Source organism: Mumia sp. zg.B53 (genome assembly GCF_019550935.1).
GTDB lineage: Bacteria > Actinomycetota > Actinomycetes > Propionibacteriales > Nocardioidaceae > Mumia.
In genome coordinates, this window is the sequence record NZ_JAHWCK010000001.1 from 196,118 (window position 1) to 220,660 (window position 24,543).

At 69.8% G+C, this 24,543-nt stretch carries 25 protein-coding genes; 15 read left to right on the forward strand and 10 right to left on the reverse strand.

The window, feature by feature from the left end; genetic code table 11:
* Positions 1-19: 19 nt before the first annotated feature.
* Both tal and tkt read right to left on the reverse strand, forming a co-directional pair.
* On the reverse strand, positions 20-1,144 hold the full coding sequence (tal, locus tag KV102_RS00905) for a transaldolase (protein ID WP_220345027.1): 1,125 nt from the start codon (positions 1,142-1,144) through the stop codon (positions 20-22).
* Positions 1,145-1,194: 50 nt separating this feature from the next.
* Entirely contained in the window at positions 1,195-3,345 is a 2,151-nt protein-coding gene (tkt, locus tag KV102_RS00910; RefSeq protein ID WP_220345028.1) for a transketolase, read from the reverse strand.
* A gap of 245 nt (positions 3,346-3,590) precedes the next feature.
* Between tkt and KV102_RS00915 the strand changes: the two genes are divergently transcribed.
* A complete protein-coding gene (locus KV102_RS00915; RefSeq protein ID WP_374197349.1) occupies positions 3,591-4,535 on the forward strand; it encodes a heme o synthase in 945 nt (314 codons plus the stop codon).
* Between the two features lie 138 nt (positions 4,536-4,673).
* Complete coding sequence (locus KV102_RS00920) at positions 4,674-5,579, forward strand: hypothetical protein (RefSeq protein ID WP_220345029.1); 906 nt, start codon at positions 4,674-4,676, stop codon at positions 5,577-5,579.
* A 56-nt stretch (positions 5,580-5,635) separates the two neighbouring features.
* Here the strand turns inward: KV102_RS00920 and KV102_RS00925 are convergent, their stop codons facing one another.
* The 3 genes from KV102_RS00925 to KV102_RS00935 are packed head-to-tail and all read right to left on the reverse strand — an operon-like array spanning position 5,636 to position 8,261.
* Entirely contained in the window at positions 5,636-6,568 is a 933-nt protein-coding gene (locus KV102_RS00925) for a heme A synthase (RefSeq protein WP_220341574.1), read from the reverse strand.
* A complete protein-coding gene (locus KV102_RS00930) occupies positions 6,568-7,341 on the reverse strand; it encodes an ABC transporter permease (protein ID WP_301021879.1) in 774 nt (257 codons plus the stop codon). The genes KV102_RS00925 and KV102_RS00930 overlap by 1 nt, the downstream gene beginning before the upstream one ends.
* Positions 7,338-8,261 carry an ABC transporter ATP-binding protein gene (locus KV102_RS00935; RefSeq protein ID WP_301021878.1) on the reverse strand — a complete coding sequence of 308 codons (924 nt, stop codon included), beginning with the start codon at positions 8,259-8,261 and terminating at the stop codon, positions 7,338-7,340. The genes KV102_RS00930 and KV102_RS00935 overlap by 4 nt, the downstream gene beginning before the upstream one ends.
* A 76-nt stretch (positions 8,262-8,337) precedes the next feature.
* Here KV102_RS00935 and KV102_RS00940 point away from each other — a divergent pair, with 76 nt between their 5' ends.
* Positions 8,338-10,500, forward strand: a complete 2,163-nt coding sequence (locus tag KV102_RS00940; protein ID WP_220345030.1) for an MMPL family transporter — start codon at positions 8,338-8,340, stop codon at positions 10,498-10,500.
* 4 nt (positions 10,501-10,504) lie between these two features.
* Complete coding sequence (locus KV102_RS00945) at positions 10,505-11,593, forward strand: ATP-dependent DNA ligase (protein ID WP_220345031.1); 1,089 nt, start codon at positions 10,505-10,507, stop codon at positions 11,591-11,593.
* Positions 11,594-11,602: 9 nt separating this feature from the next.
* Here KV102_RS00945 and KV102_RS00950 read toward each other — a convergent pair whose 3' ends face one another.
* The 5 genes from KV102_RS00950 to KV102_RS00970 form a co-directional block, all read right to left on the reverse strand.
* Positions 11,603-12,358 carry a hypothetical protein gene (locus KV102_RS00950; protein WP_220341578.1) on the reverse strand — a complete coding sequence of 252 codons (756 nt, stop codon included), beginning with the start codon at positions 12,356-12,358 and terminating at the stop codon, positions 11,603-11,605.
* Positions 12,355-13,263, reverse strand: a complete 909-nt coding sequence (locus KV102_RS00955; protein WP_220345032.1) for an ATP-binding cassette domain-containing protein — start codon at positions 13,261-13,263, stop codon at positions 12,355-12,357. Before KV102_RS00955 ends, KV102_RS00950 begins: the two co-directional genes overlap by 4 nt.
* Positions 13,260-13,655 (reverse strand): GntR family transcriptional regulator, encoded by a 396-nt coding sequence (locus KV102_RS00960; RefSeq protein ID WP_220341580.1) that lies wholly within the window; start codon positions 13,653-13,655, stop codon positions 13,260-13,262. The genes KV102_RS00955 and KV102_RS00960 overlap by 4 nt, the downstream gene beginning before the upstream one ends.
* Positions 13,656-13,730: 75 nt before the next feature.
* Positions 13,731-14,777: a DNA polymerase IV gene (locus KV102_RS00965; RefSeq protein ID WP_220345033.1), complete on the reverse strand. Its 1,047-nt coding sequence runs from the start codon at positions 14,775-14,777 to the stop codon at positions 13,731-13,733.
* Between the two features lie 3 nt (positions 14,778-14,780).
* The gene (locus KV102_RS00970; RefSeq protein ID WP_220345034.1) at positions 14,781-15,872 is read right to left on the reverse strand and encodes a DNA polymerase domain-containing protein; all 1,092 of its coding nucleotides are present in this window, start codon (positions 15,870-15,872) and stop codon (positions 14,781-14,783) included.
* 168 nt (positions 15,873-16,040) lie between these two features.
* On the opposite strand from KV102_RS00970, the gene KV102_RS00975 reads away from it, so the two are divergent.
* The 11 genes from KV102_RS00975 (at position 16,041) to KV102_RS01025 (ending at position 24,539) form a co-directional block, all read left to right on the forward strand.
* Entirely contained in the window at positions 16,041-16,871 is an 831-nt protein-coding gene (locus tag KV102_RS00975; RefSeq protein WP_308290192.1) for a fused MFS/spermidine synthase, read from the forward strand.
* A gap of 122 nt (positions 16,872-16,993) precedes the next feature.
* On the forward strand, positions 16,994-17,650 hold the full coding sequence (locus tag KV102_RS00980; RefSeq protein ID WP_374197335.1) for a helix-turn-helix transcriptional regulator: 657 nt from the start codon (positions 16,994-16,996) through the stop codon (positions 17,648-17,650).
* A complete protein-coding gene (sufB, locus tag KV102_RS00985; protein ID WP_220341583.1) occupies positions 17,647-19,104 on the forward strand; it encodes a Fe-S cluster assembly protein SufB in 1,458 nt (485 codons plus the stop codon). Before KV102_RS00980 ends, sufB begins: the two co-directional genes overlap by 4 nt.
* Positions 19,101-20,312, forward strand: a complete 1,212-nt coding sequence (gene sufD, locus KV102_RS00990; protein ID WP_308290193.1) for a Fe-S cluster assembly protein SufD — start codon at positions 19,101-19,103, stop codon at positions 20,310-20,312. Before sufB ends, sufD begins: the two co-directional genes overlap by 4 nt.
* A gap of 4 nt (positions 20,313-20,316) precedes the next feature.
* On the forward strand, positions 20,317-20,643 hold the full coding sequence (locus tag KV102_RS00995; protein WP_220341584.1) for a non-heme iron oxygenase ferredoxin subunit: 327 nt from the start codon (positions 20,317-20,319) through the stop codon (positions 20,641-20,643).
* Between the two features lie 30 nt (positions 20,644-20,673).
* The gene (gene sufC / locus KV102_RS01000) at positions 20,674-21,432 is read left to right on the forward strand and encodes a Fe-S cluster assembly ATPase SufC (protein ID WP_220341585.1); all 759 of its coding nucleotides are present in this window, start codon (positions 20,674-20,676) and stop codon (positions 21,430-21,432) included.
* Positions 21,432-22,691: a cysteine desulfurase gene (locus tag KV102_RS01005; protein WP_220341586.1), complete on the forward strand. Its 1,260-nt coding sequence runs from the start codon at positions 21,432-21,434 to the stop codon at positions 22,689-22,691. Before sufC ends, KV102_RS01005 begins: the two co-directional genes overlap by 1 nt.
* A 5-nt stretch (positions 22,692-22,696) precedes the next feature.
* Positions 22,697-23,152, forward strand: coding sequence for a Fe-S cluster assembly sulfur transfer protein SufU (gene sufU / locus KV102_RS01010; protein WP_220342493.1), 456 nt, complete (start codon positions 22,697-22,699; stop codon positions 23,150-23,152).
* Complete coding sequence (locus tag KV102_RS01015) at positions 23,149-23,529, forward strand: metal-sulfur cluster assembly factor (RefSeq protein ID WP_220341587.1); 381 nt, start codon at positions 23,149-23,151, stop codon at positions 23,527-23,529. The genes sufU and KV102_RS01015 overlap by 4 nt, the downstream gene beginning before the upstream one ends.
* A 2-nt stretch (positions 23,530-23,531) precedes the next feature.
* Positions 23,532-24,092, forward strand: coding sequence for an acVLRF1 family peptidyl-tRNA hydrolase (locus tag KV102_RS01020; protein ID WP_220345035.1), 561 nt, complete (start codon positions 23,532-23,534; stop codon positions 24,090-24,092).
* Between the two features lie 93 nt (positions 24,093-24,185).
* Positions 24,186-24,539, forward strand: a complete 354-nt coding sequence (locus KV102_RS01025; protein WP_220345036.1) for a hypothetical protein — start codon at positions 24,186-24,188, stop codon at positions 24,537-24,539.
* The last annotated feature ends 4 nt before the right edge of the window (positions 24,540-24,543 follow it).

Below are 24,543 nucleotides of genomic sequence, written 5' to 3' on the forward strand. Positions count from 1 at the left end.
CGATTCGCTCCTGAGGTGGTCAGCCGCGGCGTGCGCGGGCGGCGGTCAGCTGGTCCTGGACGGTCCGGACGAGGTCGGTCCACGAGGACTCGAACTTGTCGATGCCCTCCGACTCCAGGGTGTCCATGACGTCGTCGAGGTCGATCCCGACCTCGGTCAACGACCGGGCGACCTGCTCAGCGTCGGCCTTCGTGCCGGTGAGGGTGTCACCGGTCACCTCGCCGTGATCGGCGAAGGCACGCAGCGTCGCGCCGGGCATCGTGTTGACGACGTTCGGACCGACCAGCTCGGTGACGTACATCGTGTCCGGGTAGTCGGGGTTCTTCACGCCCGTCGAGGCCCACAGCGGCCGCTGCCGGTTCGCCCCCTGCGCCTCGAGCGCCTTCCAGCGGTCGGACGCCGAGAACTCCTCGTACACCGCGTACGCGAGTCGCGAGTTGGCGACGCCGGCCTTGCCCTTGAGCGCCATCGCCTCCGACGTGCCGATGTCGTCCAGCCGCTTGTCGACCTCGCTGTCGATGCGGCTGACGAAGATCGACGCCACCGACTGCACGTCGGAGATGTCGACCCCGTCCGCGAGGGCATGCTCGAGCCCGGAGGCGTAGGCGTCGAGGACCTCGCGGTAGCGCTCGAGCGCGAACAGCAGAGTGACGTTGACGCTGATCCCGGCGGCGATCGTGGCGGCGATCGCCGGGATGCCCTCACGGGTCGCCGGGATCTTGATGAAGACGTTGGGCTCACCGACCTTGTCCCACAGCTTGCGGGCCGTGGCGATGGTCTGGTCGGTGTCGTAGGCGAGCGACGGCTCCACCTCGATGGACACACGGCCGTCGACGCCGTCGGTCGCGTCGTAGACGGGGCGCAGGATCGACGCCGCCTGGCGGACGTCGGTGGTCGTCAGCTCGAACACCGCGCCGGCCACCGTCGTGTCCGGGTCGGCGGCGAGCCCCTCGTCGAGCTGCGGCTCGTAGCGCTCACCCGCCTTCATCGCCGAGGCGAAGATCGTCGGGTTGCTCGTCACACCCACGACGTGGTCCTCGTCGACGAGTCGCTTCAGCTCACCTGTCTCGGTCAGCTCGCGGGACAGGTCGTCGAGCCAGATCGACACTCCTGCGTCGCTGAGTGCCTTCAGTCGGTCTGTCATCGCGCTCTCCTCCGTCTTCGGTGGGCGCCGCGCGCCCGGTGCGGAACCGCTCAGTGATTGGTCTGCGGAAGGATCGTCTGCATCGGCTTGGCGAACACGCCGACGCCACCGGTGTGACCCGAGGCGGCGATGCTCTCCTTGGCCGCGCTCACGACCGCTTCGGCGGTGATGTCGAACTCGTCGTACAACGTCTGGAACGCCGCGGAGGCGCCGTAGTGTTCCAGGCTGACCGTGCGGCCGGCGTCGCCGACCACCTCGCGCCAGCCCTGGGAGATGCCCGCCTCGACGCTGACGCGTGCGCGGACGTGCGGCGGGATGACCGAGTCGCGGTAGGCCTCGGTCTGTCCGTCGAACCACTCGCGGCACGGCATCGACACGACGCGTGCCGCGATGCCCTCCGCCGCCAACGTCTCACGTGCGGCGACCGCCAGCTGCACCTCCGAGCCGGTCGCGACCAGCACCACGTCGGGATCGCCCTCGGTGTCGAGCAGGACGTAGGCGCCCTTCACCGCCTCCTCGGCGGGGGCGAAGCCGTCCTTACCCCGCGGGAACACCGGGAGGTTCTGGCGGCTCAGGGCGAGGCCGGCGGGGTGCGTCGGGGACTCGAGGATCTTCTTCCAGACGACGATGGTCTCGTTGGCGTCGGCAGGACGGACCACGTCGAGTCCCGGGATCGCCCGCAGGGAGGCGAGCTGCTCGATCGGCTGGTGGGTCGGGCCGTCCTCACCGAGCCCGATCGAGTCGTGGGTCCAGACGTAGGTCACGGGGAGCTGCATCAGCGACGCGAGGCGCACCGAAGGCCGCATGTAGTCGGAGAACACGAGGAACGTGCCGCCGTACGGGCGGGTCGGGCTGTGCAGCGCGATGCCGTTGAGGATCGCGCCCATGCCGTGCTCGCGGATGCCGAAGTGCAGCACGCGGCCGTACCAGTCGCCGGAGAACATCTTGGTCGCGTGCTCGGGCGGGAGGAACGACGGCTGGCCCTTGGGTGTCGTGTTGTTCGACCCGGCCAGGTCGGCCGAGCCGCCCCACAGCTCGGGCAGCACCGGTGCCGCCGCCGTCAGGAAGGCGCCGGAGGCGACGCGCGTGGCGACACCCTTGGGGTCGGCCTCGTACGTCGGGAGGTCGGCGTCCCAGCCGTCGGGGAGCTCGCGAGCGTTCAGGCGGTCGAACAGGGCGGCCGACTCCGGGTTGGCCTCACGCCACGCGGCGTACAGCTCGTCCCACTCGGCCTGCAGCTGCTCACCGCGAGCACGGGTCTTGCGGGTGTGCTCGATCACCTCCGGCGGGACCTCGAACGTCTTGTCGGGGTCGAAGCCGAGGATCTCCTTGGTCTTCGCGACCTCTTCCGCCCCGAGGGCGGAGCCGTGCGAGGCCCCGGTGCCCTGCTTGTCGGGTGCGGGCCACGCGATGATCGTCTTCAGCGCGATGAAGCTCGGCCGGTCGGTGACCGACCGTGCCGTCTGGAGGGCCTCCCAGAGGGCTTCGACGTCCTCGGTGTAGCCGGTGCCGTCGTGGGTCCAGTCGACCATCTGGACGTGCCAGCCGTAGGCCTCGTAGCGCTTGAGCACGTCCTCGTTGAACGCGACCGCGGTGTCGTCCTCGATCGAGATCCGGTTGTCGTCCCAGATCACCGTGAGGTTCCCGAGCTGCTGGGTGCCCGCGAGGGAGCTGACCTCGGAGGCGACGCCCTCCTGCATGTCGCCGTCGGAGGCGATCGCATACACGTGATGGTCGAACACGCCCTCGCCCATCGGGGCGTCGGGCTCGAGCAGGCCGTGACGGCGCCGCGCGGCCATCGCCATGCCCACGGCGTTGCCGACGCCTTGCCCGAGCGGACCGGTCGTGACCTCGACGCCCGGCGTGTGACGGAACTCGGGGTGCCCCGGCGTCCGGCTGCCCCATGTGCGCAGCGACTCGAGGTCGGCCAGCTCCAGCCCGAAGCCGGCGAGATAGAGCTGGATGTACTGAGTGAGGCTGGAGTGACCGCACGAGAGCACGAAGCGGTCGCGCGCCGCCCAGTCGGGGTCGGCGGGGTTGTGCCGCATCAGCTTGTTGTAGAGCAGGTACGCCGCCGGCGCGAGGCTCATGGCGGTCCCCGGGTGGCCGTTCCCGACCTTCTGGACGGCGTCCATCGCAAGGACGCGGACGGTGTCGACCGCCTTGCGGTCGAGCTCGGTCCACTCCAGCTTGGTGCTCACGTCGGCGTGCTCCTCGTACGGTGGTGCGGGGTCCCCGGCGCGGCGTTGCCATGTCGCACGGCGCAGTCGCCGGATCACGGACAGGTCTCGGGTGTGAGCCTACTCGTGCCCCATCGTTCTCGCGGATCGGCTCCCGGTCATGAGATTGCGGGCTGGGACCGTGGTCGCCGTCACGTCACGCGCGGGCACCATGCACCCGCGCGTGCGTCGCTTCGCGACGTGACTAGACTCGCGGCGTGACCGCAATCGACCCCGAGCTGAGCGCTGTGCACCAGCGTTCCTCGCACCCGTCGAACGGTCGTCCCCGTCTCGCTGACGTCGTCACCGCCTACGTCGGCCTGATGAAGCCGCGCATCATCGAGCTGCTTCTCCTGACGACCGTGCCGATGATGTTCCTCGCCGCCCAGGGTGTCCCCGGCCTCTGGGTCGTGGTGGCCACCCTGGTGGGTGGCACGCTGTCGGCGGGGTCGGCCAACGCCCTGAACTGCGTCTTCGACGCCGACATCGACCAGCAGATGCGTCGCACGCGTCGCCGTCCGCTGCCGCGCCACGCGGTGACCACGCAGGCCGCACTCGTCTTCGGTCTCGCTCTCGGCGTGATCTCGACGTTGTGGCTGGGCTTCTTCGTCAACTGGCTCTCCGCGGGTCTCGCTCTCGCGGCCAACGTCTTCTACGTCGTCGGCTACACGATGCTGCTCAAGCGTCGTACGGCCCAGAACGTCGTGTGGGGCGGCCTCGCCGGATGCTTCCCGACCCTGATCGGCTGGACGGCGGTCACCAACGAGCTGGCCTGGGCGCCGGTCGTGATGTATGCGGTCGTCTTCTTCTGGACGCCCCCGCACACCTGGGCGCTCGCGACCCGATACCGCGAGGACTACGCGCGGGCCGACGTCCCCATGCTCCCGGTGATCGCGCCGGCGACCGTGGTCGGGCGCAAGATGCTCGCGTACTCGTACGCGATGGTGGCGACCTCGCTGCTGCTGTGGCCGATCGCGCCGACCGGCTGGTTCTATCCCGTGGTCGCGGTGGTCCTCGGCGCGGCGTTCCTGCTCGAGGCACACCTCTTCCTCGCTCGGGCACGGCAGAGCTCGGAGCTGTCGGTGCTCAAGCCGATGCGGCTGTTCCACTGGTCCAACGCCTATCTCGCGCTGCTGTTCGTCGGCGCTGCGGTCGACCCCTTCCTGCGCTGACGCCCTGACGTGCGTTGAGGCGTTGCGGATCGACATCGCGACCACCTCACGGGCGCAACGTCGATACACAACGCCTCAGTCTCCCCAGCGGCCGGACCGGCGGGGCCCGTACGCGCCCTGAGGACCCACCTGTGGTCCATGACCGACAACACCTCTGCCGTCGTCGACGCGCAGCATGGCGTCCTCACCTCCGCACAGGCCGCAGCGCTCTTCGGCGCAGCCCATGTGCGCTCGCGCGTCTATGCCGACGTCTGGCAGCGACCGCACCGCGGCGTCGTCGTGCTCCACAACGGGCCCCTCACCGCGGAGCAGACCACGATGGTCCGTCTCCTCTCGTGCTCGCCCGGTGCGGTCCTCGCAGGACCGAGCGCTCTGGCGTACGACGGGCTGAAGGGGTTCGAGACCGAGGCCACGTACGTCTCGGTCCCGATCGGCGCCCGCCGGCCCTCGATCGGCGGGATCGTCGTCCACTGGAGCGCCTACCTCGACCACCGCGACGTCAACCCGGCCCGGTTCCCTCCGCGGACCCGGCCGGCCCGGAGCGTGCTCGACTTCGCGAGCTGGACCGACAACGAGCGCTACGCGAGGGCGATCGTGCTCGCCGCGGCGCAGCAGCGTGTGGTCCGGACGAGCGACCTCCGCGACGCGATGACGCGACGGGGAGCGTGTCGGCACCGTGCCCTCGTCGTGGAGTCGTACCTCGACGCCGCGGGCGGGATCCAGTCGCTGCCCGAGCGTGACTTCGACGCGATCCGTGCGCGTTACCGTCTGCCGCCGCCGGCTCGGCAGCGTGCGGTGGTGCGCAACGACAGGCGCTACTACCTCGACGTCGACTGGGAGGAGTACGGGGTCGGCTGCGAGATCCACGGCATCCCGCACCTCGACGTGAGGAGGTGGGACGCCGACGCCGGTCGCGGCAACGAGCTGCTGATCTCGGGGCGGCGTACGGCGGTCTTCACGTCCTACGCCATCCGCCGTACGCCCGCCGCGGTCGGAGACCAGTTGAGACGGCTACTGCAGAGCGCCGGGTGGGACGAGACCTGATGCCGTACGTATCGACATTGCGACCACCTCCTGGGCGCGATGTCGATACGCAACGCCTAAGCGCCCGTGGGGGAGGGCGTACGCGTGGTGGGGACAGGGGCGCGGCCACGCGACTCGAGCGTGGCCCAGGTCGCCGCCGCGGCCAGGATGCCCGCTCCCAGCAGGTGCAGGCCCACCAGCACGATGGGGAGATCGGTGAAGTACTGCACGAACCCGATCAGGCCCTGCCCGAGCTCCACCGCGAGCAGCACGACAGCCGCGCGGACCGCGGTCGCGGGCGCACCGACGGCCTTGTACGCGAGCAGGAGCCCGACCGAGAGGCCGAGCAGGAGGAACACCGCATCGGCGTGCAGCTGCGTCACCGACACCGGGTCGAAGCCGTTGCGGGCCGTGTCCGGGTCGCCTGCGTGGGGACCGGCTCCGGTGACCACCGTGCCGATCATCACGGTTGCCCACATCACGGCGTACGTGAGCCAGCCGAGCACGCGGACCGGCGAGGGGACGAGGTCGGCCGACGGACCGGGCGGCAACGACGTCTCGCGCAGCAGGACGGTGGACAGGCTGACGAGGCCGATCGAGACGGCGAGGTGGATGGCGACCACCCACGCGTTGAGGTCGACGAGCACCGTGATGCCCCCGATGCCGGCCTGCAGGGAGATCCCGAGGGCCATCAGGGTCGCAACCAGCACGGCGTGCGGGCGCCGGGGTCGCCAGGCACGGACCGCGAACCACGTGGCGATCGCAACCGCGACCAGCACGAAGGTGAGCAGCCGGTTGCCGAACTCGATGAGGCCGTGGGCGCCCAGCTCGTCGTGAGGAACGAAAGAAGCGTCGGTGCAGCGCGGCCAGGTCGGGCATCCGAGCCCGGAGGCGGTGAGGCGGACGGCCGCGCCGGTGACGATGATGCCGATGTTGGCGACCAGCGAGGCCCAGGCCCAGCCACGGACGAATCCGTCGGTGGGGTTGCGGAACTTCTCGATCAACGTCATCACTCCCACTTGAACGTCCGAGCGGTCGCTGCTGCGGCGACTCCCGCCCAGACCACGAGCACCACGATGCTGGAGACGGGCGGCGCGCTCCCGTCGAAGACGGTCCGCATGCCCTCCGAGAGCGCGCCGGTCGGCAGCACCGACAAGAAGGTCTGGGCCGCATCTGGGTAGCGGCTCAGGGGGACCAGCACCGCACCGCCCACCAGGAGCAGCACGTAGACCAGGTTCGCGACGGCCAACGTCGCCTCCGCCCGCAGGGTCCCCGCGAGCAGGAGCGCCAGGGCCGCGAAAGCCGCAGTGCCGAGCAGCGCCAGCACCACCATCCAAGCGTACGCCGCAGCGCCCCCGTCGGGCTCCCAGCCGAGCCAGAGGGCGACGAGCACCAGGATCACGAGCTGTGCAGCCTGTACGAGCAGGACCGACCCGATCTTGCCGACGAGGAGGCCCCAGCGGGGGAGCGGGGTGCTGCCGAGGCGCTTGATGACGCCGTAGCGTCGCTCGAAGCCGGTCGCGATGGCCAACGACGTGAACGACGACGACAGGATCGCGAGGGCGAGCACGCCCGGAGTGACGATGTCGATCGGGCGCCCGGGGCCGAGGTCGACGATGCGGGTCGCCTCCGTTCCTGCCACCAGCAGCAGCAGGGGGATGACGAGCGCGAGCAGGAGCTGCTCACCGTTGCGCATCAGCAGGCGCGTCTCCATGACGGTCTGCGCGAGGACCATGCGGGGGACGGGGGCGGCACCGGGCCGAGGCGCGAAGTCGAGGCTCACGAGCGGAGCTCCCGTCCGGTCAGGTCGAGGAAGACGTCCTCGAGCGTACGGCGGCGTACGGCGATCTCGTCGAGCAGGACGTCCTGGGTCGCGAACCATGCCGTCACCCCCTGCAGCAGCGCAGGGTCGACCGTGCCCGAGACGAGGTAGACGCCTGGGCTCTGCTCGACGACCTGCGACCCGGCGGGGAGCGCCGTCACGAGCCCGGCGGTGTCGATCCCCGCCGGCGCGCTCAGGCGGATCGTGTTCTCGGCACCCTCGCTGGTGAGGTGCTTCGGGGAGCCGGAGGCGATGAGACGGCCGTGGTCGATCACGTGGACCCAGTCGGCGAGTCGCTCTGCCTCGTCCATGAAGTGGGTGGTGAGCACCACGGTCACGCCGCTGGCGCGGAGCTCGTCGACCAGCTCCCACGTCGAGCGCCGGGCCTGAGGATCCAGGCCGGCGGTGGGCTCGTCGAGGAACACCAGCTCGGGGCGTCCCACCAGCGCGGTCGCCAGGGCAAGGCGCTGCTGCTGGCCTCCGGACAGGCGTCGGTACGGGGTGCGGCCGACGCCCCCCAGGCCCAGGCGCTCGATCAGAGAGTCGACGTCGAGCGGGTCGGCGTACAGGCGGGAGACGTAGCGGAGCATCTCGTGGGGGTACGCCGCCGACCAGGCGCCCCCGCTCTGGAGCATCACGCCGACCCTCGGACGCAGACGTGCGGCGTCACGGACCGGGTCGAGGCCGAGGACGCGGACCGTACCGGCCTGGGGGCGCCGATAGCCTTCGCAGGTCTCGACCGTCGTGGTCTTGCCGGCTCCGTTGGGACCGAGGACGGCCGTGACCGTGCCGGTCTCGACGGTGAGGCTCAGGCCGTCGACAGCCGTCGTGTCGCCGTAGCGCATGACGAGGCCGGCCACCTCCACGGCGAGGGAATTCACTGGCCCAGTCTAAAGTTCTCGTGTTCGATAGGGGCTGCTGGGGCTGCCGCCGGGGCGTCCCCGGAGAAAGGGCCCTGTGTTCAGCAGGATGGGACGGTACGTCGTCCGGCACCCGTGGCAGGTGATCCTCGCGTGGATCGTGCTTGCGGTCACGGTGGTGGCGCTTGCGCCGCCGTTGCAGTCGACCTCGGAGGAGGCGGACTTCCTGCCTCGCGAGTACGAGTCGATCAAGGCGCTGGAGGCGCAGGCCGACGCGTTCCCCGAGCTGGCCGACACCGAGCCCGCGGCGATCGTGGTCGTGGACCGCGCCGACGGCAAGCCCCTCACGGCCGAGGACTCGGCGGCGGTCGGGGCCCTCGCCGACGACCTGAGCGCCGCGGACATCGAGCACCTCGCAGACATCCGGGCGAACCCGCCGTCGGAGAACGGCCTCGTCCAGACGATCACCGCGGGACTCACCGAGGGCACCGACCCGTTCGACACCACGCTGACCGACAGCGCCCGGGACCTGCGCGAGCAGGTCGATGGGGCCGTCGAGGACACCGACCTGCGTGTCGGGATCACCGGCTCGATCGCCCAGAACCTCGACGCCGAGGAGTCGGCCGGCAACGCCGAGGCCGCGGTCGGCATCGCGACGATCGGTCTCATCGTCGTCCTGCTCCTGGTGATCTTCCGCAGCCCGATCATCGCGCTGCTCCCGATCCTCGTGATCACGATCATCTCCCAGGTGGCGACGGGCCTGATCTCGATCGCCAACGAGGCCTTCGGGCTCCAGGCCGACTCGTCGATCACGGTGATCCTGATCGTCGTCCTGTTCGGCATCGGCACCGACTACATCCTCTTCCTGATGTTCCGCTATCGGGAGCGGCTGCGAGACGGGGAGGAGCCGAAGGCGGCGATGGTGCATGCGATCGAGCGCGCGGGCGAGGCGATCGCATCGGCCGGTGGAGCGGTCATCGTGGCGTTTCTCGCGTTGGTGCTCTCCTCCCTCAGCATCTTCCGCTCGATCGGCCCGGCGCTCGCGATCGCCGTCGCGGTCACGGTCATGGCCGCGCTCACCCTCATCCCGGCCGTCGTCTCGCTCCTGGGGACGAAGGTGTTCTGGCCCTCGAAGGCCTGGAAGACCGAGCCGAAGAATGCCCGGTTTGCGGCGATCGGCGACTCCCTTGGTCGACACCCGGGGAGGTTCGCGCTCGCCTCGGGTCTGCTGCTGGCGTCACTCGCGGTGTTCGCGTTCGGCTTCAAGCCGTCGTTCGACTTCTCCCAGCTGAGCCTGCCCGACGACGCGGAGTCGATGGTGGCGAGCGAACGCATGCTGGAGGGCTACCCGGCGGGCGCCACGGCCCCGCAGACGGTCATCCTGCGCAGTACGGACGGCGATCCGATCGTGCAGGCTGACCTGGCCCCGTTCGGAGCGGTGCTGGCAGGGGCCGACGGGGTCGCTCAGGTGGCGGACCCGGTCCCGAACGCCGACGGCTCGGCCGCGCTGTTCGTCGTGACGCTCGAGGACGACCCGATGTCGGACGCCGCGATGGCGCACGTCGAGGGGCCGATCCGTACGGCCGCTCACGACGCCGCGCCAGACGGCTCGGAGGCCCTCGTCGGCGGGACGACGTCGATCTTCGTCGACCTGCAGGACGCGATGAGCCGTGACTACTCCGTCGTCTTCCCGGTCGCCGCGCTGCTCATCATGGTGATCCTCGGGCTCCTGCTGCGGAGCCTCGTCGCGCCGCTCTATCTGATGGCGTCGGTCGGGTTGGGCTTCGGGGCGACGCTCGGTGCGACCGTGCTCGTGTTCCAGGTGGCCCGAGGCGAGGACGGCCTCATCTTCATGCTGCCGATCTACATCTATCTCTTCGTGGTGGCGCTGGGCACCGACTACAACATCCTGATGATCGCCCGCCTGCGAGAGGAGTCCCGCCAAGGCCGGGACCCGCACGCGGCCGCGGCCTGGGCCGTACGCCACGCGGGTCCGACGATCGCCGCGGCGGGCCTCATCCTGGCGGGATCCTTCGCCGCGCTCATGCTCGGAGGCAACCCGTTGCTGGTGTCGATGGGCTTCGCGATCTCGTTCGGGATCCTTGTCGCTGCGTTCGTGATGTCGATGTTCTTCACCCCGTCGCTGACGGCGCTGCTGGGCCACACCGCCTGGTGGCCCGGCCACGGCGACGAGGCGCGCGCCGGTGACGCCGATGAGTCGGTCGACGTCGGCTCCGACCGCCTGACCCGAGAGAGGTGACGCGATGCCGCTGCCCGTGATGCCGCCCGTGCGCCCGATGCTGGCGAAGTCGGTCAAGGGAGTGCCCGATCCCAGCAAGGTCCAGGGCGGGCTGTCGTACGAGCCGAAGTGGGACGGGTTCCGCTGCATCGTCTTCCGCGACGGCGACACGGTGGAGATGACGAGCCGCAACACGCGCGATCTGACGCGCTACTTCCCCGAGCTCGTCACCGCGTTCCGGGAGAACCTGCCCGAACGATGCGTCCTGGACGGCGAGATCATCGTGGCCGTCGACGGTCGGCTGGAGTTCGAGGTCCTCCAGGAGCGCATCCACCCGGCGGCCTCACGGATCGCTCTGCTCGCCGAGCAGACGCCCGCGTCGTACGTCGCCTTCGACCTGCTCGCCCTCGGTGACGACGACCTGACGGGGGAGCCGTTCGAGCTGCGCCGCGCCCGTCTCGTCGAGGCGCTGCAGGATGCGAGCGATCCGGTGCACACGACGCGGACCACGCTGGACCCCGCCGTCGCCGAGGAGTGGTTCGGGCAGTTCGAGGGGGCGGGGCTCGACGGTGTGGTGGCCAAGCCGTTGCGGGCGCCGTACGAGCAGAACGCCCGCACCATGCTCAAGGTCAAGCACGAGCGCACGGCGGACGCCGTCATCGCCGGCTACCGGCTCCACAAGACCTCGACGCCGGAGAAGCCCTTGCTCGGCTCGATGCTGCTCGGGCTCTACAACGACGAGGGCGTCCTCCAGCACGTCGGCGTGTGTGCGGCCTTCACCGCATCACGGCGGGCGGAGCTGGCGGCCGAGCTCGACCGCCTCGCGGTGCCCTTCTCGGAGCACCCGTGGGGGCGGTGGGCCGAGGCCGAGGCCCACGAGGCCGGAGACCGGCTGCCGGGAGCGCAGAGCCGGTGGAGCGCCGGCAAGGACCTGTCCTTCGTGCCCATCAAGCCCGTCCTGGTCGCCGAGGTGGCGTACGAGCACATGGAAGGGACGCGGTTCCGGCACACCGCCCGCTTCAAGCGGTGGCGGCCGGACCGCGACCCCGAGTCGTGCACGTACGAGCAGCTCGAGGAGGTCGTCTCGTACGACCTCGGTGACGTGCTGGGCTGAGCCGACCGATCAGCTGCTGGCGGGGTTGCCCTTGAGCGGGATGTCGCGCAGGGTCAGGTAGAGGATGAGCGCCACCACGGCGCTCGCCAGCAGCGAGAGGGACACCAGCAACACGGCCGACAGCGACTCGACGCCCCCCAGCACCTGGGGAGAGGGTCCGCCGCCCATCAGCATGTCGGCGCCGAGGACGAGCAGCACGACGCCGATCGTCTGGACCGTGCCCAGCAGAGCCCCCCACCGGTAGTAGCCGAAGGCGATCGCGGCGCCGCCGAGGAAGTAGCTGAGCCCGCTCAGCGACCACGACAGCCAGATCCCGAAGAAGTCGCCCGAGGAGTCGTAGAGGTGGGCGTCGAGAGTCACGGTCGGCAGGTCGAGAGCATCCAGGACCAGTGACTCCACCAGCATCCCGATCGCGCCAAGGAGGGCGAAGGTGATGCCCAGGCCGACGGCGGCCACGATCGTGCCTCGGAAGAGCGACCGACGTGTCGCGCCTCCCACGACGTGGAGCGTGAGGATCGAGGGGGGCATGATGAGGCCCATCACCCCGAGGAAGGCGGGCGCGGAGCCGAGGAACCCGTCGCCCGTGCTGGACTCGAGGTCGCCCCACCGGTCGATGACGTAGGCGACGGCCACGGTGATCGTCGCGACGGCGATCCAGAAGTAGGCACCGATCTGCCACGTGCCCAAGAAGAGCGTGTACGCGCTCGTGACGGTGCCGCGTTGCTCCTGCGCCTGGGCGGTGACGGGGGAGACGGTGGCGCTCATCGCGCGTCCTCCTTCATGGGATCGGGTTCCTGGCTGAGGTGGATGAAGAGGTCCTGGATGGACACCCGGGCGATCTCGATCCCGGCATCCCGGGCCAGCGCGATCTCGGCGGGCTCGAGGCTGCCTTCGAGCGTGAGCTGCGTGGTGCCGCCGAGGTTGCGCGTCGCCAGGACGCGGTGCTCGTCGGCGAGCTTGCTCACGGCAGTGCTCGGACCCACGAGACTCACCGCACGGCTCCGGAGGGCGTCGGCCGTCTCCGAGACCAGGGTGCGGCCACGGTGGAGCATGACCACGTCCTCGAACAGCCGCTCCACCTCCTCGATCAGGTGGCTCGACACGACGATCGTGCGGGGGTGGTCGGTGTAGTCGTCGAGCAGCGCGTCGTAGAACGCGTACCTGCTTGGCGCGTCCATGCCGAGGTAGGACTCGTCGAAGATCGTGAGCGGCGCCCGGCTGGCGAGCCCGACGATGCAGCCGAGGGCCGACTTCTTACCGCGCGACAGCTTGGCGGGTGTCGTACGGGGGTCGACGTCGAACTGGTCGAGCAGTGCGCGGGCGTAGTCACCGTCCCAGTGCGGGCGGAGCTCGTCGTAGTAGCCGAGCGTCTCGTTGATCGAGGTGTCCCCGAGGACGTCGCCGGACTCGCGGACGAGCTGGACGCCGGCCATGACGACGGCGTCCTCGAACGGATCAACGCCGTTGACCAGCACCGTCCCGGAGGTCGGTCGCCGCAGCGACGCCAGGAGTGACAGCGCCGTCGACTTGCCGGCGCCGTTGCGCCCGAGGAGCCCGGTGATCGTGCCGGGCCGGACGGTGAAGCTGACGTGGTCGAGGGCGGCCTCGTCGGTGCGGCGGCCGTACCTGACGGTGACGTCGGTCAGCTCGGCTCCGTACGGGGTGGTCATCGTGTCTCACCTTCTGCGACGCGAGGGGCGGGGAGGGTCTCCGGGTGTTCGTCGAGATAGGCGATGAGCTCCGAGCGCGGGATGCCGAGCAGGTCGGCCTGCTCGACGGCGGGTCGGAACACCCGCTCGAGGTAGGTGTCGCGGCGCTCCTTGACGAGCCGGTCGTGCGCGCCGACCGCCACGAACATCCCGAGACCGCGACGCTTCTCGATCAGGCCCTCGTCGACGAGGATCGCGAACGCCTTGGCCGCCGTCGCCGGGTTGATGCGGAAGGTCGTCGCGTACTGGGTCGTGGACATCACCTGTGACTCCTCAGGCAGGTCGCCGCTCACGATCTGTGCGCGGATCTGGTCGGCGATCTGGATGTAGATCGGCTCCGGTCCGTCGAACACGCTCCGCTCCACCTCCCGTGGTTCATTACTGGACTAATGAACCACACAACCTCACAGGAAGGCAAGGCCTGGTGCTCAGTCGTGGTCGCCGGGCGGGGCCATCTCCGCGGCGACGCCGACGAGGCGTACGGCTCGGGTCCGGTCGGTGCGTTCGAGCAGCGAGGCGGCCGCGTCCGCGATCACTGCGGCATCGGACGTCGGCCCGGCGAGCGTGGTGCTGCGCGTCCGGGTCTCGAACGGGACGTAGCGAATCTTGAGGCGGACCCGGACCGCCGGTCGCCCGTCCTCGACCACGTCGCGCGCTGCGAGGGCAGCGAGCCTGCGGACCTCCGCCTCGACCTCGTCCGGATCACGCAGATCGGTCTGGAACGTGACCTCGTGACCGTGCGACCGCGGCACCCACGGCGTCGGGTCGACGGGCGAGGTGTCGACGCCACGGGCGAGGCGGCGGTACCACGGTCCCATCGTCGGACCCAACGCGGCAGCGAGGACATCCTCGTCGGCGTCCCCGACCTCGCGGACCGTGCTCAGACCGAGTGCGGCGAGCTTGGCCGCCGTCTTGCCGCCGATGCCCCAGACGCCGTCGGCCGGACGCTCACCCATCACCGCCCACCAGGTGTCACGAGTGAGCACAAAGGTGCCGCGGGGCTTGCCGAAGTCGGTCGCGTTCTTGGCGCGGATCTTGTTGTCGCCGATGCCGACCGAGCAGTGGAGGCGGGTCCGCTCAAGGACTCGCGACTGGACCTGGCGGGCGAACGCGACCGCACCGTCCGCGTCCTGGACGGCGTCCGGCACCGCAACGAACGCCTCGTCCCAGCCCAAGATCTCGACGGCCGTCCCGACGCTGCGGAGTGCGTCCATCACCTCCGCCGACGCCGCGTCGTACGCGGGCTTGTCGACGGGGAGGAACACGGCGTCGGGGCACTTCTTGGCGGCAGTCCGCAGCGGCATGCCGGAGCGGACGCCGTACTCGCGCGCCTCGTACGACGCCGTCGACACCACGCCGCGCTCGCTGGGGTCGCCTCGTCCCCCGACGACGACAGGCTTGCCGGCGAGCTCGGGTCGGCGCAGCACCTCGACCGCAGCGATGAACTGGTCGAGATCGACGTGCAGCACCCACATCGGTCAGCCTCCGGCCGCGTCCTCGTCGGCGTCGGTCCAGTTGGCGGCGTTCTTGCGGCTCGGCTGCACGCGAGGCGGCTCGCCCGGCATCTTGGGGTAGTCGGGTGGGTACGGCATGTCGCCGAGGCCCTGCTCCTCGTCTCGGGCGTAGAGGTCGAGGAGCGGCTCGAGCGAGCACGCGGTGTCGTCGATCGGCGCGTGGAGGTCGCCGAGCTCGGCGAAGCGCTGCGGCACGGTGTGGAGGTTGAAGGCGCGCGGGTCGTCGACGGTCGCCAGCTCGTCCCAGGTCACCGGCGTGGAGACCGGGGCACCTGGCTTCGGACGGAGGCTGTAGGCGCTGGCGATCGTCCGGTCGCGGGCGTTCTGGTTGTAGTCGACGAAGATGCGCTCGCCTCGCTCCTCCTTCCACCACTTGGTCGTCACACCCTCGTGGCGCCGCTCGAGCTCACGCCCGAACGCGATGGCCGCGTGGCGGACGTCGGTGAACGACCAGCACGGCTCGATGCGGACGTAGACGTGCACGCCGCGGTTGCCGCTGGTCTTGGGGAAGCCGACCATGCCCAGGTCGTCCAGCAGCGCACGCGCATCACCAGCCACGCGTACGGCGTCGGCGAAGTCGGTGCCCGGCTGCGGGTCGAGGTCGATGCGCAGCTCGTCGGGGTGCTCGGCGTCGTCGCGACGCACCGGCCACGGGTGGAAGGTCAGCGTGCCCATCTGGGCGGCCCACGCGACCGTCGCCAGCTCGGTCGGGCAGACCTCGTCGGCCTCGCGGCCGGACGGGAACTGGATGCGTGCGGTCTCGACGTACGGGGGAGCGCCCTTGGGGATGCGCTTCTGGTAGAACGCGTCACCGCGGTTGTCGGCACGCGTCGACAGCGTCATGCCCTCGCGCACTCCCTTGGGCCAGCGCTCAAGAGTCGTGGGGCGGTTGCGCAGCGCCCGCATGATGCCGTCACCGACCGACACGTAGTAGGCGACGACGTCGAGCTTGGTCACCTCGGCCGACCACGGCGTCGCCTCGTAGATGACGCGGTCAGGGCTGGTCACGCGGACCGCGCGTCCGTCGGCCTCGATCTCGGCTGCATCGCTTGCCATGAGGTTCAACCTAGGGGGTCTCGGAGACAGTCCGCCGAGGTCACGACTGCGTGACGTCCAGCAACTCATCGGTCCCGGGACAGCGACCAAAGTCAACGGCGAGCTGACCCTCCGACGATTCGACTCTCCTGACGAGACCGACCAGGCGGCACGGCCGATACTGGGTCGGTGAGCGACGACGACGGTGACCGGGGCGCGATCACGCTCGTGCCCGAGCCCGGGCACCACGGCTCCTTCACCCTCCGCGTCGGGGGAGCGGCCCAGTCGCACGTCGATCTTGGCGACCCGACACGGCTGGTCTTCGAGTACGTCCAGCGCATCGCCGACACGTTGGACCACCTGCGCCCTCCGCCAGAACGCCTCACGATCATCCACGTCGGCGGCGCCGGGTTGACGCTTCCCCGGTACGTCGCCGCGACCCGTCCGCAGTCGGCGCAGGTCGTGCTGGAGCCGGACACCGCCCTGACCGCGTACGTCCGTGAGCGTCTGCCACTGCCGCCTCGCAGCGGGATCAAGGTCCGTCCGGTCGACGGACGGAGCGGGCTCGCGGCGCTGCGGGACGCGTACGCAGACGTGGTGGTCCTCGACGCCTTCGCCGGGCCGGTGGTCCCCGCCGAGCTCACGACGGTGGAGGCGTTCTCCGAGATCTCACGGACGCTGCGACCCGGGGGAGTGCTGCTCGCCAACCTCGCCGATCAGGCGCCGTTCGCCTACCTGCGGCGAGTGGTGGCCGCGGCGCGCAGCACCTTCCCGGAGGTGGTCGTCAGCGCCGAGCCCGCCACGCTGCGGGGACGGCGGCACGGCAACCTGCTGCTCGTCGCCGGCCGCGATGCCCTGCCCCTCGGCGAGCTGCGACGCCGCGCGGCCTCCTCGCCGTTCCCGTACCGGATCCTGGGCGGTGCAGACCTGAGCAGCGCCCTCGGCGGCGGGGAGCCGTTCACCGACGACGACTCCTCACCCTCGCCCGGTCCGCCCGGAGGAGCGACGTTCTTCGAGTGAGGAGGGGTGACCGACGTCACTAAGGACATCCTTCGTTGAACGCGCTTCGGTAATAAGGGCACACTGGTGTTGTGAAAAACGTGCGGGTCACTTCTGACGAGTCCTCGACTCGTCAGCGTGTGGTGCGCACCATCATGCACGAGGGCTCGTCCACAGCCGCCCAGCTCGCCGAGCGGCTCGACCTGACCCCGGCCGCGGTACGCCGCCACCTCGACGCCCTTCACGAGGAGGGGCTCGTCGAGATCGCCGCAGTCCGTGACCGCGGGCAGCGTCGTGGACGCGGCCGTCCGGCGAAGGCGTTCGCCCTCACCGACGAGGGTCGCGAGGCGTTCGAGCAGGACTACGACGACCTGGCACTGAGCGCGCTGCGCTTCCTTGCCGAGACCGTCGGCGAGGACGCCGTAGTGGCGTTCGCGCGACGTCGCGGCGAGGAGCTCGAGCGTCGCCTCCTGCCACTCATCGAAGACACTGCGCCGGCGCAGCGCCCCGAGGTGCTTGCCGACGCCCTTGCCGAGGACGGGTTCGCCGCCAGCGTGCGGCGAGCCCCCGGAGGCACCCAGGTCTGCCAGCACCACTGTCCGGTCGCTCACGTCGCGGCCGAGTTTCCCGAGCTCTGCGAAGCGGAAACAGAAGCGTTCGCCCGGATGTTGGGACACCACGTGCAACGCCTCGCCACCATCGCCCACGGCGACGGCGTGTGCACGACCTACATCCCCGACACCCCGGCCGACGTCACGACGACAACAGCCCTCACGACCGACGAGAGGACCACCCGATGACCACCACACCGGACACCGGCGTCAGCGGCTCTGCGCCCAACGCCATCGAGCAGGCCAACCCCGAGCTCGAGGGCCTGGGTCGCTACGACTTCGGCTGGGCCGACCCGGACATCGCGGGTGCCACCGCCAAGCGTGGGCTCAACGAGGACGTCGTCCGCGACATCTCGTCCCGCAAGGACGAGCCCCAGTGGATGCTGGACCTGCGGATGAAGGGCCTCAAGCTCTTCGGCCGCAAGCCCATGCCCACGTGGGGGGCGGACCTGTCGGACATCGACTTCGACAACATCAAATACTTCGTCCGCTCCACCGAGAAGCAGGCGACCTCGTGGGAGGAGCTCCCCGAGGACATCAAGAACACGTACGACCGTCTCGGCATCCCCGAGGCCGAGAAGCAGCGTCTCGTCGCCGGCGTCGCAGCGCAGTACGAGTCCGAGGTCGTCTACCACCAGATCCGTGAGGACCTGGAGGAGCAGGGCGTCATCTTCCTCGACACCGACACGGCGCTCAAGGAGCACCCGGAGCTGTTCCAGGAGTACTTCGCCACCGTGATCCCGGTCGGCGACAACAAGTTCTCCGCGCTCAACTCGGCCGTCTGGTCCGGCGGGTCGTTCATCTACGTGCCCAAGGGCGTCCACGTCGACATCCCGCTGCAGGCCTACTTCCGGATCAACACCGAGAACATGGGTCAGTTCGAGCGGACGCTGATCATCGTCGACGAGGGCGCGCACGTCCACTATGTCGAGGGCTGCACGGCGCCGATCTACAAGACCGACTCGCTGCACTCCGCGGTCGTCGAGATCATCGTCAAGAAGGGCGGCAGCTGCCGCTACACGACGATCCAGAACTGGTCCAACAACGTCTACAACCTGGTCACCAAGCGCGCCATCTGCGAAGAGGGCGCGACCATGGAGTGGGTCGACGGCAACATCGGCTCCAAGGTGACCATGAAGTACCCGGCCATCTATCTGATGGGCGAGCACGCCCGTGGCGAGACGCTGTCGCTGGCGTTCGCCGGCGAGGGCCAGCACCAGGACTCCGGCGCCAAGATGGTCCACGCCGCGCCGCACACCTCGAGCTCGATCATCTCGAAGTCGGTGGCGCGCGGCGGCGGCCGTGCGTCGTACCGCGGTCTGCTCCAGGTCCAGGAGGGCGCCGAGCACTCCGCGTCCACGGTCAAGTGCGATGCGCTGCTCGTCGACGACATCAGCCGCTCCGACACCTACCCGTACGTCGACGTCCGCGAGGACGACGTGTCGCTGGGCCACGAGGCCACCGTCTCGAAGGTCAGCGACGACCAGCTCTTCTACCTGATGAGCCGCGGGATGGAGGAGGACGAGGCGATGGCGATGATCGTGCGTGGCTTCGTCGAGCCCATCGCGCGCGAGCTCCCCATGGAGTACGCGCTCGAGCTCAACCGTCTGATCGAACTGCAAATGGAAGGTGCCGTCGGGTGACCGCCCCCACAACTACGACAACCCGTCCCGCAGGGCCGCTGGCCGGCCCGGTCGAGACCCAGGTCATCAGCCACCTGCACCCGGAGGGGTCGTTCGACCCCGCCGACCACGAGGTGCCCAAGGGGCTGGAGGAGATCTGGCGCTTCACCCCGCTGAAGCGCCTGCGCGACCTGCACAAGGACGCCCCTCTCGACGGTCACGACTACGAGGTCGAGATCGACGCCGCGCCCGAGGTCCGTGCCGAGTCGGTCCTCGTCGAGGACTCGACCGTGCGCGGCACCTCGACGTACGTCCCCGTCGACCGGATCTCCGCCCGAGCTTGGGAGGCGTCTGACCGTGTCTTCACGGTGACGGTCCCCGCGGAGACCGTGGCCTCGAAGCCCACCTGGGTGACGTTCCGTGGCACGGGGTCGGAGAAGGCCGGCGCCGGCCACGTCGTCATCACGGCCGAGCCGTTCTCCCGGGCCACCGTGGTGATCGACTACGTCGGGTCGGCCACCTGGGCCGAGAACGTCGAGATCGTCCTCGGCGACGGTGCGCAGCTGACGGTCGTCGCGGTCCAGGACTGGGACGACGACGCCGTCCACGTGTCGCACCACCACGCCCACATCGGGCGCGACGCCAACCTCAAGCACGTGCTCGTCAGCTTCGGCGGCGACCTCGTCCGGATCAACGCGTCGGTCGAGTACGCCGGCACCGGCGGCAACGTCGACATGCTCGGCCTCTACTTCGCCGACGCCGGCCAGCACCTCGAGCACCGTCTCTTCGTCGACCACAACCAGCCCAAGGGCCGCAGCAAGGTCGAGTACAAGGGCGCACTGCAGGGCAAGGACGCCCACACCGTGTGGATCGGCGACGTGCTGATCCGCAAGGAGGGTGTCGGCATCAACACGTACGAGAGCAACGACAACCTCGTCCTGACCGACGGGGCGCGTGCCGACTCGGTGCCCAACCTCGAGATCGAGACCGGCGAGATCGAGGGCGCGGGCCACGCGTCGACGACCGGCCGCTTCGACGACCTGCACCTGTTCTACCTGCAGAGCCGTGGCATCCCCGAGGTCGAGGCGCGCCGGCTGGTCGTGCACGGCTTCTTCAACGACGTGATCCGCCGTACGGGGGTGCCCGAGATCCAGGAGCGCCTCCTGCAGACGGTCGAGACCGAGCTCGCCAAGCACGTCGGTGTCGCCGACGTGGTCGCCGGGGCGTGAGCCGATGAGCGGCTTCACGCACGCGGCTGAGCTCGCCGACGTCCCTGACGGGGGAGTGCTGGCGGTCGAGGTCGAGGGCCTCGACCTCGCACTCGTCCGTTGCGGTGACGAGGTGTTCGCCGTCCGTGACGAGTGCTCGCACGCCGCGGTTCCGCTGTCGGAGGGGGAGGTGGAGGACTGCACGCTCGAGTGCTGGCTCCACGGCTCGCGCTTCGACGCACGGACCGGCGAGGTGCTCAACCTGCCCGCGACCGAGCCTGTGCCGGTCTATCCCTGCAAGGTCACCGAGGACGCGACCGTCCTCGTCGACGTGACCAGCCCCAGCATCTGATCCTCACAAGAAACGACGGAGTCACCACACATGTCCACTCTCGAGATCCGCGACCTCCACGTCTCGGTGGCCACCGAGGACGGCGCCAAGGAGATCCTCAAGGGCGTCAACCTGACCGTGAAGTCGGGCGAGACGCACGCCATCATGGGCCCCAACGGCTCGGGCAAGTCGACCCTCGCGTACTCGATCGCCGGCCACCCCAAGTACGACATCACCTCCGGCTCGGTGACCCTCGACGGCGTCGACGTCCTCGACATGACCGTCGACGAGCGCGCGCGTGCGGGCCTCTTCCTCGCGATGCAGTACCCCGTGGAGATCCCGGGCGTCTCGGTCGCGAACTTCCTCCGCGCCGCCAAGACCGCCATCGACGGTGAGGCTCCGCCGCTGCGCACGTGGATCAAGGACGTCAACGGCGCTCTCGAGCGGATGACGCTCGACAAGACCTTCTCCCAGCGCTCGGTCAACGAGGGCTTCTCCGGCGGCGAGAAGAAGCGCCACGAGATCGCCCAGCTCGAGCTGCTCAACCCGAAGTTCGCGATCCTCGACGAGACCGACTCCGGCCTCGACATCGACGCTCTGCGCATCGTCTCCGACGGCGTCAACCGCTTCTCGGAGCAGGGTGACCGCGGCGTCCTGCTGATCACGCACTACACACGCATCCTGCGCTACATCAAGCCGGACTACGTGCACGTGTTCGTCAACGGCAAGGTTGCCGAGGTCGGCGGCGCCGACCTCGCCGAGGAGCTCGAGGCCAACGGCTACGACAAGTACACCAAGGCCGCCGTCTGATGAGCGTCCCCGGCGGATACGACGTCGAGAAGGTTCGGGAAGACTTCCCGATCCTCGGTCGGACCATGGCCGGGGACCGCCCGCTCGTCTACCTCGACAGCGCGAACACGTCGCAGAAGCCGACGCAGGTCGTCGACGCGATCACGGAGCACTACCTCCGCCACAACGCCAACGTCGCGCGTGCGATGCACCAGCTGGGCGCGGAGGCGAGCGAGGCGTTCGAGGACGCGCGGACGACGATCGCGAGCTTCGTCAACGCCCCCTCTCGCGAGGAGGTCGTCTTCACCAAGAACGCGTCCGAGGCGCTGAACCTCGTGGCCAACGCGTACCGCAACGCCGAGGGTGACCTCGCGCTGCGGCCCGGTGACGAGATCGTGATCACCGAGCTCGAGCACCACTCCAACATCGTCCCGTGGCAGCTGCTGGCGCAGCGGACGGGCGCGACGCTGCGGTGGTTCGGGCTGACCGACGAGGGGCGCCTCGACCTGTCGACGCTCGACGAGCTGATCAACGAGCGGACGCGGATCGTGTCCGTGTCGTGGGTGTCCAACATGCTGGGCACCGTCAGCCCGCTCGACGTCATCATCGCCCGGGCGCACGCCGTCGGTGCCGTCGTCGTGGTCGACGCGTCGCAGGCCGTCCCGCAGATGCCCGTCGACCTGACCGCGCTCGGTGCCGACTTCGTCGCCTTCACCGGCCACAAGATGGTCGGTCCGACCGGCATCGGCGTGCTCTGGGGCCGCATGCCGCTTCTCGAGGAGCTCCCGCCGTTCCTCGGTGGTGGCGAGATGATCGAGACCGTGACGATGGAGCGTTCGACGTACGCGCGGCCGCCGGCCAAGTTCGAGGCCGGCACGCCGCCGATCGTCCAGGCGGTCGGGCTCGGCGCCGCGGCCGACTACCTCGCGTCGCTCGGCATGGAGAACGTCGCCGCGCACGAGCGCGAGATCACCGCGTATGCGTTGAAGCGGCTCGGCGAGATCGACGGCCTCACCATCGTGGGGCCGACCGAGGCCGTGGAGCGCGGGGGAGCGGTGAGCTTCGTGGTCGACGGGGTGCACCCGCACGACGTGTCGCAGCTGCTCGACTCGTACGGCATCGCCGTACGCGCGGGTCACCACTGCGCCAAGCCGGCCCACCGGCGCTTCGGTGTGCAGTCGACGACCCGCGCGTCGTTCTACCTCTACACGACCCAGGCCGAGATCGATGCCCTGGTCGAGGGAATCGAACGCACCCAGAAGTACTTCAAGGTGGTGTGACGACGATGAACGTGGACGCCCTGTACCAGGAGATCATTCTCGACCACTACAAGAAGCCGCACGGCAGCGGACTGCGCGACCCGTACGAGGCTGAGGTCCATCACGTCAACCCGACCTGCGGCGACGAGATCACGCTGCGCGTGCACCTCGACGGTGACCGGGTCGCCGACGTCTCGTACGACGCCGAGGGCTGCTCGATCAGCCAGGCATCGGCGTCGGTGCTCAACGACCTCGTCGTCGGCAAGACGGTTGCTGAAGGGCTGGCGGTGCTCGACGAGTTCCAGACCCTGATGCAGGGCCGCGGACAGGTCGAGCCAAACGAGGACGTGCTCGAGGACGGCATCGCCTTCGCGGGGGTGGCGCAGTTCCCCGCCCGGGTGAAGTGTGCGCTGCTGTCGTGGATGGCATGGAAGGACGCGACGGCCCAGGCCGCCGCGCAGGAGAGCCAGGAGACCCGATGAGCGACACCGCACCGAGCCAGACCACCGACGACCTTCCCGAGGTCGATCTCACCCCGGTGGGCAAGAGCGTGACCACGCCCGAGGACGTCAACGAGGCGATGAAGGACGTGGTCGACCCCGAGCTCGGCATCAACGTCGTCGATCTCGGCCTCGTCTACGACGTCGAGGTCGACCCGGCCAACAATGCCGTGATCGACATGACGCTGACCTCGGCGGCGTGCCCGCTGACCGACGTCATCGAGGACCAGACCCGGCAGGCGCTGGAGGGCATCGTCAACGACTTCCGCATCAACTGGGTGTGGATGCCGCCGTGGGGCCCGGACAAGATCACCGACGACGGCCGCGAGATGCTTCGCGCCCTCGGCTTCAACGTCTGAGGGTGACCAGGACCGTCCTCGTCCCGCACGACCGGCTCGCTGGCTGGGTGGAGCGTTTCTCCGCCCGGCACGGCGAGCCGGTCGTCGTGCGTGACGGCACGGGCGTCACGCTGCAGTCGCCCGACGGCGCGGAGGCCGCGTACGACGGGGCGGAGCCTCCCGGCGACTTCGGGATCGTGCTCGTGCGGCGCGGCGGCTATGCCGTCGGCTCTGTCGAGGGCGGGGCGCTCGCGGCTCACAAGACCGGGACGCGCTACGTCCAGGGTCAGACCAAGGCGGGTGGCTGGAGCCAGCAGCGCTACGCGCGGCGGCGCGCCAACCAGGCCGACGCGCTGGTGGAGGCGTGCGCCGAGGTCGTACGCCGGATCGTCCCGGAGGGCAGCCTCGTCTTCGGTGGGGGAGACCGGCCGCTGTTCGCGGCGGTGCTCGAGCAGTGCGACGGCCGTACGCCGCTGGTGCCCGCGCAGCGTTGGCTCGAGGTCGGTGACCCCAAGTTCGTCACGCTCCAGAAGGCCGTCGTCGACGCGCGGGCGTACGAGGTGCGGCTCAACGCGCTCGCCTGAAGGCCTGTGGACGACGTCCGCGGGCCGGGAACGGATCTGGCTAGCGTGGCTCCCGTCGAACGAGCACGGCCGCACGGCCAGGACGGAGCGAGCATGAGCAACCAGATCGTGAACCTCGAGGAGGTCGGGCTGCTGTCCCGGTCGGGGCGGGGCTATCAGGCGACAGCCGAGGACAACGTCGGCACCGCGCGGCAGCACCTCTCTCGGATGGAGGGCGCCCAGGCCGGCTTCAAGGGCGCGGCTGGATCGGCCTTCCAGGATGTCGCGCAGGTCTCTGTGGGCAACCACACGCTGCTGGCGCGTCAGATCGCCGAGCAGGCGCGACGCGCAGTGACCGCCGAGCGCCACGCGGTCGCGGGGGACGAGCAGGCATCGGCTCGACAGTCGGTGACCCGGTCCTCGACGGAAGCGTTGGCGTCGGCCTTCGCCCGACCGGTCAACGTGTGAGCGC